This is a genomic window from Enterobacter sp. EC_64, assembly GCF_019584165.1.
GTDB classification, from domain to species: Bacteria; Pseudomonadota; Gammaproteobacteria; order Enterobacterales; family Enterobacteriaceae; genus Enterobacter; species Enterobacter roggenkampii.
In genome coordinates, this window is record NZ_VDAS01000006.1 from 67,030 (window position 1) to 79,199 (window position 12,170).

General features: G+C 53.7%; 14 protein-coding genes, 1 pseudogene and 1 riboswitch. Of the genes and pseudogenes, 9 read left to right on the forward strand and 6 right to left on the reverse strand.

All coding sequences use genetic code 11. The annotated features are described in order from the left end of the window. Positions 1–18 precede the first annotated feature (18 nt). Positions 19–900: a protease HtpX gene (gene htpX / locus FHC52_RS06515; protein WP_014884290.1), complete on the forward strand. Its 882-nt coding sequence runs from the start codon at positions 19–21 to the stop codon at positions 898–900. Positions 901–950: 50 nt separating this feature from the next. Here htpX and FHC52_RS06520 read toward each other — a convergent pair whose 3' ends face one another. Beyond that, entirely contained in the window at positions 951–2,324 is a 1,374-nt protein-coding gene (locus tag FHC52_RS06520) for an MFS transporter (RefSeq protein WP_126288327.1), read from the reverse strand. 178 nt (positions 2,325–2,502) lie between these two features. Here FHC52_RS06520 and kdgR point away from each other — a divergent pair, with 178 nt between their 5' ends. Beyond that, a complete protein-coding gene (kdgR, locus tag FHC52_RS06525; RefSeq protein WP_008500482.1) occupies positions 2,503–3,294 on the forward strand; it encodes a DNA-binding transcriptional regulator KdgR in 792 nt (263 codons plus the stop codon). A 66-nt stretch (positions 3,295–3,360) separates the two neighbouring features. Here the strand turns inward: kdgR and FHC52_RS06530 are convergent, their stop codons facing one another. After that, on the reverse strand, positions 3,361–3,600 hold the full coding sequence (locus FHC52_RS06530) for a YobH family protein (protein ID WP_008500483.1): 240 nt from the start codon (positions 3,598–3,600) through the stop codon (positions 3,361–3,363). A 159-nt stretch (positions 3,601–3,759) separates the two neighbouring features. Here FHC52_RS06530 and mgrB point away from each other — a divergent pair, with 159 nt between their 5' ends. The 7 genes and pseudogenes from mgrB (at position 3,760) to rlmA (ending at position 8,994) form a co-directional block, all read left to right on the forward strand. Next, positions 3,760–3,903, forward strand: a complete 144-nt coding sequence (gene mgrB / locus FHC52_RS06535) for a PhoP/PhoQ regulator MgrB (protein ID WP_006175995.1) — start codon at positions 3,760–3,762, stop codon at positions 3,901–3,903. Between the two features lie 74 nt (positions 3,904–3,977). Then, entirely contained in the window at positions 3,978–4,268 is a 291-nt protein-coding gene (locus FHC52_RS06540) for a YebO family protein (protein WP_008500484.1), read from the forward strand. Positions 4,269–4,292: 24 nt separating this feature from the next. After that, on the forward strand, positions 4,293–5,282 hold the full coding sequence (locus tag FHC52_RS06545) for an MBL fold metallo-hydrolase (protein ID WP_126288329.1): 990 nt from the start codon (positions 4,293–4,295) through the stop codon (positions 5,280–5,282). A 525-nt stretch (positions 5,283–5,807) separates the two neighbouring features. Continuing rightward, positions 5,808–5,952 (forward strand): annotated as a pseudogene (locus tag FHC52_RS06550) (DUF2627 domain-containing protein). Positions 5,953–5,965: 13 nt separating this feature from the next. After that, a complete protein-coding gene (gene cspE, locus FHC52_RS06555; RefSeq protein WP_001062678.1) occupies positions 5,966–6,175 on the forward strand; it encodes a transcription antiterminator/RNA stability regulator CspE in 210 nt (69 codons plus the stop codon). 219 nt (positions 6,176–6,394) lie between these two features. Next, a complete protein-coding gene (ftsI, locus tag FHC52_RS06560; protein ID WP_126288331.1) occupies positions 6,395–8,113 on the forward strand; it encodes a peptidoglycan glycosyltransferase FtsI in 1,719 nt (572 codons plus the stop codon). A 65-nt stretch (positions 8,114–8,178) separates the two neighbouring features. Next, positions 8,179–8,994 carry a 23S rRNA (guanine(745)-N(1))-methyltransferase gene (gene rlmA, locus FHC52_RS06565; RefSeq protein ID WP_220419979.1) on the forward strand — a complete coding sequence of 272 codons (816 nt, stop codon included), beginning with the start codon at positions 8,179–8,181 and terminating at the stop codon, positions 8,992–8,994. On the opposite strand, the gene mntP is transcribed toward rlmA, so the two are convergent. The 4 genes from mntP to manY form a co-directional block, all read right to left on the reverse strand. After that, the gene (gene mntP, locus FHC52_RS06570; RefSeq protein WP_123922258.1) at positions 8,991–9,557 is read right to left on the reverse strand and encodes a manganese efflux pump MntP; all 567 of its coding nucleotides are present in this window, start codon (positions 9,555–9,557) and stop codon (positions 8,991–8,993) included. The genes rlmA and mntP overlap by 4 nt on opposite strands. Positions 9,558–9,567: 10 nt before the next feature. Continuing rightward, a riboswitch (yybP-ykoY riboswitch) is annotated at positions 9,568–9,757 on the reverse strand. Between the two features lie 198 nt (positions 9,758–9,955). After that, positions 9,956–10,414 (reverse strand): DUF986 family protein, encoded by a 459-nt coding sequence (locus FHC52_RS06575; protein WP_063435830.1) that lies wholly within the window; start codon positions 10,412–10,414, stop codon positions 9,956–9,958. A 61-nt stretch (positions 10,415–10,475) separates the two neighbouring features. Then, positions 10,476–11,327 carry a PTS mannose transporter subunit IID gene (locus tag FHC52_RS06580; RefSeq protein WP_006810994.1) on the reverse strand — a complete coding sequence of 284 codons (852 nt, stop codon included), beginning with the start codon at positions 11,325–11,327 and terminating at the stop codon, positions 10,476–10,478. Positions 11,328–11,339: 12 nt separating this feature from the next. Then, entirely contained in the window at positions 11,340–12,140 is an 801-nt protein-coding gene (gene manY, locus FHC52_RS06585) for a PTS mannose transporter subunit IIC (RefSeq protein ID WP_008500490.1), read from the reverse strand. Positions 12,141–12,170: the final 30 nt, after the last annotated feature.

Genomic DNA, 12,170 nt, shown 5'->3' on the forward strand with positions numbered 1-12,170 from the left:
TGAGGTAAAAAGAAAATTATGATGCGAATCGCGCTCTTCCTGCTCACCAACCTGGCGGTGATGGTGGTTTTCGGGCTCGTGCTAAGCCTGACGGGAATTCAGTCGAGCAGCGTTCAGGGTCTGTTGATTATGGCGCTGCTGTTTGGTTTTGGTGGCTCGTTCATCTCCCTGCTGATGTCGAAGTGGATGGCACTGAAATCGGTAGGGGGTGAGGTTATTGAACAGCCGCGTAACGATATGGAACAGTGGCTGATGAATACGGTGGCTCAGCAGTCCCGTCAGGCCGGGATCGCCATGCCGCAGGTGGCCATTTACCATGCTCCGGACATCAACGCGTTCGCCACGGGTGCCCGCCGCGATGCGTCACTGGTCGCTGTTAGCACCGGACTGCTGCAGAACATGAGCCGTGACGAAGCCGAAGCGGTTATCGCCCACGAAATCAGCCATATCGCAAACGGTGACATGGTGACCATGACCCTGATTCAGGGCGTGGTAAACACCTTCGTGATCTTTATCTCCCGCATTCTGGCGCAGATTGCCGCTGGCTTCATGGGCGGCAACCGTGACGAAGGCGAAGAGAGCAACGGCAACCCGCTGATCTATTTTGCCGTGTCGATGGTGCTGGAACTGGTATTCGGTATTCTGGCGAGCATCATCACGATGTGGTTCTCCCGCCACCGTGAATTCCACGCGGATGCCGGTTCTGCGAAGCTTGTTGGTCGCGAGAAGATGATTGCCGCGCTGCAGCGTCTGAAAACCTCCTACGAGCCGCAGGAAGCGAACAGCATGATGGCCTTCTGCATTAACGGTAAATCCAAATCGCTGAGCGAGCTGTTTATGTCTCACCCGCCGCTGGATAAACGTATTGAAGCGCTGCGCAGTGGGGAATACCTGAAGTAACGCAACAAAACACAATAAGCCGGGCAGGAGAACACTCCGCCCGGCTTTTTTTATGCCTGAACCCTGGGCTGGGTCACCCGCAGGCCGCTGACGATAGCCGCGAGGGTGGCAAGTATACCGGCGGTGAGGAGGGCAACATGGTTGCCGTTCTGGCCTGCGAGGTTAAACATCAGGGCGACCAGCGCCGCACCGGTGCTTTGCCCAAGGAGACGCGCGGTTCCCAACATGCCGCTGGCCCCTCCGCTGCGATGTCGCGGCGCTGAGGTGATAATGGTGTGGTTATTGGGGGACTGGAACAGCCCAAACCCCGCGCCGCAGAGGATCATGCGCCAGATAATGTCCAGATCGGAAGGCGACGAGGGCAGAAATGCCAGTGCGAAAAGGCCTGTCGCCATCACCGCCAGCCCCAGCGCCCCGAGTAAACCGGCATGAACGCGTTCAATTAAGTAACCTGCCAGCGGGGCCATCACCATGGTCGCCAGCGGCCAGGGGGTGAGCAGCAGTCCGGTCTCCACTTCTGACCGGCCTACCACGCTCTGCAGAAAGAAGGGCAGAGAAACCAGAGCCAGCATCTGGGCGCAAAACGAGCAGACGGACGTGCAAATGGAGAGTGAAAAGAGAGGAATACGCAGCAGATCAACGGGCAGCAAAGGCGCGGGGAGGGTGAGCTGGCGGCGAACAAAGAAGAAGCCGATCGCCAGCAGGGCGATGAGCTCAGCGCCGGTAAGCATCAGCGATTGTCCCTGCGCAAAGCCGCTCAGCGCCGTAATCAGCAGGCCGAAGGTCAGGGCATTCATCACCGCGCTCGCCACGTCGAAGCGCGGCATGCTGCTTTTGGGGCCGTTAGCGGGAAGAAAGCGCAGGGCAAAGAAGATGGCGACGATACCCAGCGGCACGTTAATGGCGAACAGCCATTGCCATGACGCGACGGAAAGGATCGCTGCCGCAATGGTTGGCCCGGCGGCAGAAGAGACGGCCACAATAAACGAGTTTATCCCCATCCCGCGCCCCAGATGGCGCTGGGGATAAATCAAGCGGATCAGCGCCGTGTTTACGCTCATGAGCGCCGCGCCGCCAAAACCCTGCGCAATACGCGCTAGCGTCAGGGTATGCAGTGAATCTGAAAGGGCGCAGAACAGGGAGGTAAACGTGAAAACCACCAGGCCACACTGATACACCCGGCGGTAACCGAACATATCGCCCAGGAAAGAGAACGAGAGCAGTGAAACCACAATCGCAATCTGGTAGGCGTTAACAATCCAAATCGAACTGGCGGGTGAGGCATGCAGGTCGCTGGCGATGGTTGGCAGGGCAACGTTGGCAATCGCGCCGTCAAGGACGGCCATGGAGATACCGATAATGATGGTCGCTATTGCGCCATACCGCTGGGGTAATGGCAGGCCATCGGAAAGATTCTTGTCCATCAGGAGTAAAAAGCTCAGCGTGAAATTATTCTCAGGGTAACTATTTTAGCATTGTTACAGCCGCGATATGTCGCAGATTTGTAACGAAGTAAACGCGGATTGATTGCAGCTGACATGACGGGAACTTATAATAAAAACCAGTTCTGATTTTTATAAAACACTCGCTATGAGGTGGTAAATGGCTATTGCGGATTTGGATAAACAACCAGATTCTGTTTCTTCCGTGCTGAAGGTGTTTGGCATCTTACAGGCGCTTGGAGAAGAGCGTGAAATAGGTATTACAGAGCTGTCGCAGCGCGTGATGATGTCAAAAAGCACCGTTTATCGCTTTTTACAAACCATGAAGTCACTGGGTTACGTTGCGCAGGAAGGCGAGTCTGAAAAATATTCTCTGACGCTGAAGCTGTTTGAACTGGGGGCGCGTGCGCTACAAAACGTTGACCTGATCCGCAGCGCGGACATTCAGATGCGTGAAATCTCTCGCCTGACCAAAGAGACCATTCATCTCGGTGCGCTGGATGAAGACAGCATTGTTTACATCCATAAAATCGACTCCATGTACAATCTGCGCATGTATTCGCGCATTGGGCGCCGCAACCCGCTCTACAGTACCGCGATTGGTAAGGTTCTGCTGGCGTGGCGCGATCGCGAGGAAGTGGAGCAGATCCTCGAAGGCGTGGAATACAAGCGCAGCACGGAACGAACCATTACCAGTACGGAAGCGTTGCTGACGGTGCTCGACCGCGTGCGCGAGCAAGGGTATGGCGAAGATAACGAAGAGCAGGAAGAGGGGCTGCGCTGTATCGGCGTCCCGGTATTTGACCGCTTTGGGGTGGTGATTGCGGGCTTAAGTATCTCTTTCCCAACCTTACGCTTCTCCGAAGAGCGTCTGCATGAGTATGTGACTATTCTGCACACTGCCGCACGTAAAATTTCTGAACAGATGGGCTATCACGACTACCCGTTTTAATCCCTGCTGAAATGAAAAAACGCCGCATCTGATGCGGCGTTTTTTATGCCTCATGAACCTGGCTGATTAGCCGTTATCAATCACGACGGATGTTTTACGCAGTACAGGACATTGGGTTAAGCCAATGATCCCACTGTCAGTATGCAGATACTGGGCGGTGCTCATTCCTTGTGCGGTTAGGTATTTACACTGAATGCCTAACCCGGCTGCGTTTTCTGTGCTCCCCACAAGCACACCATAGCCCGTTAACAGAAGGCCAATCCAGACAAGGGCCAGTGCAATAATTGTTCGAATGATGAATCGCATTATTACCTCTTTTATCGTTGTTATCGTAATGCTAGCGTAACGTGTTTACGCAATGAAACAAGTGCAGCATTCTTAAAAACCGCGATGGTGGCGCAGTTAGCCCTTGTTTAAGATAAGCGTGATAATCTCGTTACATCAGGTCCTTAGACGGAGTGTGGAGTGAAAAAAATACGCTGGGTAATTCTGATTATCGTACTGATAGCGTGCGTGGTGTTATGGACGCAGACGATCAATGTGATGTGCGATCAGGATGTACAGTTTTTTAGCGGCGTTTGCGCAATCAACAAATTTATTCCGTGGTAATACACATTTTTTCTCAACGTGATTTCCTTCCTTCACGCCAGTGGTAAAATAGACGTTTTTATTGAGGTGGTGAAATGGGTGAGTTACTGAATTCAGGGTTGCTGAATATGGCATCCCTGATGATTTCTTTGGTGGTTCTGCTTGTGGGGCTGGTCATCTGGTTTTTCGTGAATCGGGCCAGTTCGCGTACAAATGAGCAGATCGAACTGCTGGAAGCGCTGCTCGATCAGCAAAAACGCCAGAATGCATTGCTACGCCGTCTTTGCGAGGCTAACGAACCGGAAGAGAAAGACGCGCCGAAAGACGCGGTCGCTGAAGATAACAAAGACGAAGACGACTTTATCCGCCTGGTGGCTGAGCGTTAATCTTTTTTGTCCTGGGAGGTGGCTGTGGTCTGGAAAAATCCCTGGTATGACCCCTCCCTGAAACATCATACCCCGAACGGTTTTCGTAATACCCTTCCTGTCGGACATCAACCCGGTGACCTTGACCGTTGGCGTAAAGCGCGCAAAGAGGCCGGTTTACCGAAGCCGCCCGCGCTGGGTTATGACGATTTCATCCGCCAGTGGTGGCAACCCGTTGAGCTGGCGCAATCTCATGAAGATGGGGTGTGGTGGCTCGGACACGCGAGCGTGTTGCTGCAGCTGGACGGCAATATCATTCTTACCGATCCGGTGTTTTCACGACGTGCTTCTCCGCTGCCTTTCCTGGGACCCCAGCGCAAAACGCCTCCCGTACTGTCTGTCGAGCAACTTCATCAGCTTGATGCGGTTGTCATCTCCCATAATCATTACGATCATCTTGATGACGCAACCATTCGCAGAATCCTCAAGCGCTTTCCCGACGTCTGTTGTTTCGTTCCGTTGGGCCTGGCCGACTGGTTTCGTCGCCGGGGAGCAAAACGCGTGGTCGAACTCGACTGGTGGCAGAGTTTCACCTGGCAGGGGATGACGCTGACCGCCGTGCCGGCACAGCACTGGAGCATGCGCACGCCATGGAACCGCAATCGTTCCTTATGGTGCGGCTGGGTGATGGAAGGACGGCATCACCGTTTCTGGTTCAGCGGTGATACCGGCTATTCGCCTGAGCTGTTGTTGATTCCTGAACGCCTGGGCCAGATAGATGCCGCCGCGTTGCCGATTGGTGCCTATGCCCCACGATGGTTCATGGCTGTTCATCATATGGATCCGCAATCAGCGGTGGCATTGTGGCAGCAGTTGGGTTGCCCTCTGGCGTTTCCCATTCACTGGGGCGTGTTTGAACTGGCAGATGAAGCTTTAGATGAACCTGTGCAGGAGTTAACTGACGTGCTCGATAATTTAGCACCAGTTAATCATTCTTTCAGGATACTGAAAATTGGTGAATATTTATCCTTCTAAACGAAGCGATAAATTGTTGCATATATTCTTGATGTAAACGCGCCTGGGAATGTTTTATTTTTATCGAAACGTTTTGCTTGCCTTCTTTTGATGCAGAGTCATAAAAATTTCATTATTTTGGTGCATAACGCTGTTTATTCGCTGGTGCATTTTAATACAGATGGAAGCGGGTTTTTAACAGTGTTTTTTCTCTGAAACAATTTGGTCGCGTTACAATGATTTAAGCATAACTTTTCACAAATTGTTCTAACTCAATCAGGACGAAAGATTTCTTTTCCTGGTTGCTGGACGGTTCGTAATGAATGAGCTATGTTAAAAAAGTCTTAGATTACAGCGGTTGTGCAAGCAATGCTGGGTCTTTGTTATGCAGCAGGGCTGTCTGTACGCGATGCGCATAATTGTGCAAAACCTGACAGGCACTGTTCGAATTTGTGCGGCGGATCGAGACATGTTTAAAAATGGCTTGCCATATTAAACATAGTGTGTGATAACACGTTTTGGGTCAAACGAGGTACAGTTCTGTTTATGTGTGGCATTTTCAGTAAAGAAGTCCTGAGTAAACACGTTGTCGTTGAATACCGCTTCTCTGCCGAACCTTATATTAGTGCCTCATGCAGTAATGTCTCAGTTTTATCTCAGTTAATGCCTGCGGGCTAAGAAAACACTCTAAGGAATTTTGCAAAATGGCAAAGATTAAAGGTCAAGTTAAGTGGTTCAACGAGTCTAAAGGTTTTGGTTTCATTACTCCTGCTGACGGCAGCAAAGACGTGTTCGTACACTTCTCTGCAATCCAGGGTAACGGCTTCAAAACTCTGGCTGAAGGCCAGAACGTTGAGTTCGAAATTCAGGACGGCCAGAAAGGCCCAGCTGCAGTTAACGTAACTGCTATCTGATCGAACCGCTGCTGACTGAAGTGCCCGGCACTTCACTCTCAGACATAAAGCCTCGCCTGTCGCGGGGCTTTTTTATGTCCCTTATCTTTCAAAATATTACCATCCACGGTCTTGTTAGTAACTTGTTGCAAAGCTGCGAGGTTAGTAGCACTGTTTTGCCACCCTAAACCCATCTTTTCCCGTTAAATCAGTGCGTTGTTTTACAGTCCTGGGGTTCAGGTGAAGAAGATATCGATAGCGACCGTCGGAAATTTCACACCGGCGCGTTTTGTGCTGCTCTGTTTAGCTATTTTTTGTAGTCTGGCTTTTCTGCTGGGTCGCGTTGCCTGGCTGCAAATCATTAAGCCTGACAATCTGGTGAAGCAGGAAGATATGCGATCCCTCCGCCAGCTGGCGATTGATGCGCCGCGCGGCATGATAATGGATCGCGAGGGCCGCCCTCTGGCGGTGAGCGTGCCTGTCCAGGCCGTCTGGGCCGATCCTAAGACGGTGCTGGCAAAAGGGGGCGTCAACCTTGATGAGCGCTGGCAGGCGCTGGCCAGCGCGCTGCATCTCTCCCTCGGCACGCTCTCGGCACGCATCAACGCCAACCCGCAGGGGCGTTTTATTTACCTTGCCCGCCAGGTCGATCCGGCACAGGCAAAGTGGATCGATAAACTGAATCTGCCCGGCATCAATTTACGCGACGAGTCCCGCCGTTTTTATCCTGCTGGCCATGTGGCTGCGAACCTGATTGGTTTCACCAATATTGACGGGCAGGGCATTGAAGGAGTGGAAAAGAGCTTCAACGCCCAACTCACCGGCAAGCCGGGCGTGCGTCAGGTAAGGGAAGATCGCTACGGGCGCGTGGTTGAAAACCTGACAGAAATCGCGCCCTCACCGGCGCATAACATTCAGTTAAGTATTGACGAGCGGCTGCAAACCATCACCGAAGATGCGCTCGACAATGCCGTGGCCTGGAACAAGGCCGAGTCGGGGGCATCGGTATTAATTAATATCCCAACCGGGGAAATACTCGCGATGGCGAGCTATCCGGATTTCAATCCCAATAATCGGGAAGGCGCGACGATAAATGATTTCCGCAACCGCGCGATCAGCGATACGTTCGAACCCGGTTCGACCGTCAAGCCGCTGGTGCTGATGACGGCCCTGCAGCAGGGCCTGGTCCAGCCGGACAGCGTGATTGACACCCATCCGTATACCCTTGACGGGCATCGCATTCGCGACGTGGGCTATTACCCTGAGCTGACGATGACCGGGATCCTGCAAAAATCGAGCGACACCGGCGTTTCCCGGCTTTCTCTGGCGATGCCCGTTCAGCACCTTATTGATACCTATCGAAACTTTGGTTTTGGCACCAATACGGGGCTTGGCTTAACAGGGGAAAGCTCGGGGCTGTTGCCACAGCGTAAATACTGGAGCCAGCTCGATCGCGCGACCTTTGCCTTCGGCTACGGGCTGATGGTCACGCCGCTCCAGCTGGCCCACGTCTACGCCACGATTGGCGGGTTCGGGCTTGAGCGTCCTCTCTCCATCACCCGCATCGATCCCCCCGTTATCGGGCACCGCGTCATGCCGGAAGAGATTGCGCACGAAGTGGAGCACATGATGGAGAGCGTTGCGCTGCCGGGCGGCGGTGGCGTTAAGGCTGCCGTGCGTGATTACCGGGTGGCGGTGAAAACCGGCACGGCGAAGAAAATTGACGATAGCGGGAAGTATGTCGATAAATACGTCGCCTACACCGCGGGCGTTGCGCCTGCCAGCAATCCGCGTTTTGCTCTGGTGGTGGTGATTAACGATCCGCAAAACGGGGCCTACTACGGCGGTGCCGTCTCCGCGCCTGTCTTCAGCGAGATTATGGGTAACGTGCTGCGTCTGGAGAATATCAAACCTGACGGATTACCGGCGGGGTCCGATCACCTTATCGTCATGCGCTAACCGGGCGTTTATAACAGGGGCGAATAGCGGTACACTTCGCCCTTTGATTATGCTCCGGAGTAGCCATGTCCTTCAGCTGTCCCCTTTGTCACGCCCCCCTGACCTACTCAGATAAACGTTATACCTGTCCGCAGGGGCATCAGTTTGACCAGGCAAAAGAAGGCTACGTGAATCTTCTGCCGGTGCAGCATAAGCGCTCGCGCGATCCTGGCGACAGTGCAGAGATGATGCGGGCGCGCCGCGCGTTTCTCGATGCCGGGCACTATCTGCCGCTGCGGGAGACCGTCGCGCAGAGGCTGAATGACATTCTGCCGGCTTCCGCCACCGCCATGCTCGATATCGGCTGTGGGGAAGGGTACTACACCGCACGGTTTGCGGAGGTTGCTCGTGAGAAGGGCGCACAGACATTCGGTCTGGACGTGTCGAAAGTGGCCATTCGCGCGGCGGCAAAACGTTATACCAACGTGACGTTCTGCGTGGCGTCCAGCCACCGGCTGCCGTTTGACGATGCCAGCATGGACGCGGTTATCCGCATCTACGCGCCGTGTAAGGCGGAGGAGCTGGCGCGCGTCGTTAAACCGGGCGGATGGGTGGTCACCGTGACGCCAGGTCCGCGTCATCTGATGGAGCTGAAAGGGCTGATCTACGACGAAGTGCGTCTCCATGCCCCTCATTCTGAACAGCTGGCCGGTTTTACCCTAAAGCAGGCGGAATCGGTGGCGTACGAAATGACGCTGAAAGGGGAAGAGGCCGTCGCGTTATTGCAGATGACGCCGTTCGCGTGGCGGGCAAAACCTGAGGTATGGGAAACGTTAGCGGCACACTCAACATTTCGCTGCCAGACGGACTTCAGCATCCACATCTGGCAGCGCGAAGATTAACCGGCGAAGTGTGCCCAGAGGATCTGGGCACCAATGCCAATCAGCACAATCCCCCCGAGGATCTCGGCGCGTTTACCCAGCAGCGGGCCGATAAACCGTCCGACCATCATGCCCAGCGTGGACATAATCAGGGTTGCACAGCCAATAGCCAGCGCGGTGGCGATAATATTGACCTGCAAAAATGCCAGACCGACGCCGACGGCCATCGCATCAAGGCTGGTGGCAATGGCCGTGGTGACCAGCAGCCAGAAGCCGTGGCGGTGCTGCGGCTCCTCGTCTTCATCATCGGCGCCGCGAAAACCTTCAATGACCATTCGGCCACCGAGAAACACCAGAAGGACGAAGGCAATCCAGTGGTTCCACTCCAGCACGAACTGGCTGGCGAGCATGCCAAGTCCCCAGCCGAGAAGCGGGGTCAGCGTTTCGATAGCGCCAAAAATCAGGCCGGTACGCAGAGCTTCTGAGAATTTAGGTTTGTGGAGCGTGGCGCCTTTTCCGATGGAAGCAGCAAACGCGTCCATGGACATGCCAAAAGCGAGAAGGATCGTAGCGGAGATATTCATAACAGCGTCCAGACCGGGGATATCCATATGACACATCACTGCCCCCAGTAAACAGCAGTTGATGTATCTATGGTCTCGCCTGATCGCAACGCACATAAGACATGCGGTAAGCGATCCGTACGTGCCACGTTTTTCAACGAGTATGTTGACACGTACATTTCCTGCGAACAGGAAATCGGCTACTCCCCAACGACGGGCGCAACCTTAACATATTTTGAGAATATAAAACAACAATGAAAAGGCATTATTTAAATCGTTTGTTGATAACGATTTTCATTTGTCTTTAATCGTGAAAATATCGTTAACAAATAGCGTTCAAATTAGCGGTGGGGATATAGCTTTGGCTATATTGCTTGCGCAAAATAAACACAGGATATAGCCATTGCTATATAGCTAAGTCATTGAGTTTTAACAAGTAACTTGTATATCTTTTCCAGGTCATCAATATTCTTCACCCGAATAAGCAGGCGGCGTTGTTCTAATTGCATCACCAGTACGCCGTCCTCGGATAAATTCATCTCTTTAATACGGTTATATTCTATCCATACATTGGCGAAGAAGAATCCGTGGGATTTAAAAATGATTTTCGGCGTGCGGATCCAGAACAGATAAATCGCCATTAATGCCAGCGCACATAATAACCATGTGGTTAATAATGCACCATGGCTGGTGACGTTATTGTAAATAAGAATGGCGATGAGGCCCACGAAGATAAAGGCATCCACGCGCCCGCGTCGTAGCAGGGGAAGGGAGAGCAGCGTCTCGCCGTGACGGCGCGGCATGATGAACTCGTCATAGATCGCATAAGCCAGAAGGGCAATAATAAATAAAACCAGTACGATGTCCGTGACAGTCATTCTTCCTCCAGATAACCAATAAAAAACCGGGGGCAAGCCCCCGGCGTCTAACGTTATTGCATTACAGACCCAGCAGGCCGACGGCGTAACCCGCGATACCGATGACGAAGAAGCCAACGATAATCCACAGCGGGTTCACTTTCTTACGCAGCAGCCACATACAGGCGAAGGTCAACAGCAGCGGGACCAGGCCCGGCATCAGCTGGTCCAGAATCGTCTGCACGGTGGTGACGCGGGTCTGACCATCCTGTCCGGTGATGGTCGATACCACCAGCGGGATGTTCACGTGCGTCCACTTGTTAACCAGTGCCCCCATGACAAACAGGCCGAGGATTGACGCCCCCTCAGTCAGTTTCTGCAGGAAGCCACCGCCCATGTCCTTAACGATGTCCACCCCTTTACGGTAGCCGTAGGCCACGCCGTAGTAACGGGTCAGCAGACGCACGGCGTTGAACAGGATGAAGAACAGCAGAGGGCCAAGCAGGCTGCCGCTCATCGCGATACCGGCACCCAGCGCCGCGAACACCGGACGCACGGTACCCCAGAAGATCGGGTCACCGACGCCGGCCAACGGGCCCATCAGGCCGACTTTGATACCGTTGATGGCACCGTCGTCAATCTCTGCGCCGTTCGCACGCTGCTCTTCCATCGCCAGCGTTACGCCCAGAACGGGGGCCGCAACGTAAGGATGGGTGTTAAAGAATTCCAGGTGACGCTTGATGGCCTGACGGCGCGCTTCGTTGTTTTCCGGATACAGGCGTTTGATCGCCGGAACCATGGAGAAGCAGAAACCCAGCGCCTGCATACGTTCGAAGTTCCATGAACCCTGAAACAGGTTAGAACGGATGAACACGCCACGAATATCACCCGGAGTGAGTTTTTTCTCGGTGGTAGTTTTTGTCATATCAACCATGTCGCTCACCTGTTAGTCCAGTTCGTTATCGAGATCGTTGTTACCAGCAGCCTGCGCTGGGGCACCCGCGACGCGGTTATATTTCGGGCTGAGCTGGATGTAGAGAATCGCCATTACCGCACCAATCACACCCAGTGCAACCAGGTTGAAGTTGGTGAATGCCGCGGTCACGAAGCCGAGGTAGAAGAACGGCATCAGGTAGCCTGCGCGCATCATGTTGATGACCATCGCATAACCAACGACCACGATCATGCCGCCCGCGATGTTCAGACCGCCGGTGACCACTTCAGGAATGGCGTTCAGCATGCTCTGGACTTCACTGGTACCGACGGAGATCGCAACGATAACCGCCGGGATCGCGATACGCATCGCCTGCAGGAACAGGGAAGAAACGTGGATCCACGACAGTGCCGTGAGGTTGCCGTTTTCGGCGGCCTTATCCGCTGCGTGCTGGAAGGCTACGGTGATAGTACGAACAATGATGGTCAGAACCTGGCCTGCGGCTGCCAGTGGGATCGCCAGGGCGATACCTGCACCAATACTCTGGTGACCGGCAATAACCAGAACGGTCGAAATGATAGAGGCCAGCGCGGCATCAGGCGCAACTGCCGCACCGATGTTCATCCAGCCCAGGGCGATCATTTCCAGGGTACCACCGATGATGATACCGGTTTTCATGTCACCCAGAACGGCCCCAATCAGCGTACAGGCCACCAGAGGGCGGTGGAACTGAAATTCATCAAGTACGGATTCCATACCCGCAATACATGCGACGACGAACACCAGTACAATCTGAAGAGTGGTAATCTCCATTGCACTTCTCCTATTACATAAACTTTATGT

Coding starts and splice junctions, on each gene's coding strand:
- htpX (WP_014884290.1), top strand. CDS start 19: ATGATGCGAATCGCGCTCTTCCTGCTCACCAACCTGGCGGTGATGGTG.
- FHC52_RS06520 (WP_126288327.1), bottom strand. CDS start 2,324: ATGGACAAGAATCTTTCCGATGGCCTGCCATTACCCCAGCGGTATGGC.
- kdgR (WP_008500482.1), top strand. CDS start 2,503: ATGGCTATTGCGGATTTGGATAAACAACCAGATTCTGTTTCTTCCGTG.
- FHC52_RS06530 (WP_008500483.1), bottom strand. CDS start 3,600: ATGCGATTCATCATTCGAACAATTATTGCACTGGCCCTTGTCTGGATT.
- FHC52_RS06540 (WP_008500484.1), top strand. CDS start 3,978: ATGGGTGAGTTACTGAATTCAGGGTTGCTGAATATGGCATCCCTGATG.
- cspE (WP_001062678.1), top strand. CDS start 5,966: ATGGCAAAGATTAAAGGTCAAGTTAAGTGGTTCAACGAGTCTAAAGGT.
- rlmA (WP_220419979.1), top strand. CDS start 8,179: ATGTCCTTCAGCTGTCCCCTTTGTCACGCCCCCCTGACCTACTCAGAT.
- mntP (WP_123922258.1), bottom strand. CDS start 9,557: ATGAATATCTCCGCTACGATCCTTCTCGCTTTTGGCATGTCCATGGAC.
- FHC52_RS06575 (WP_063435830.1), bottom strand. CDS start 10,414: ATGACTGTCACGGACATCGTACTGGTTTTATTTATTATTGCCCTTCTG.
- FHC52_RS06580 (WP_006810994.1), bottom strand. CDS start 11,327: ATGGTTGATATGACAAAAACTACCACCGAGAAAAAACTCACTCCGGGT.
- manY (WP_008500490.1), bottom strand. CDS start 12,140: ATGGAGATTACCACTCTTCAGATTGTACTGGTGTTCGTCGTCGCATGT.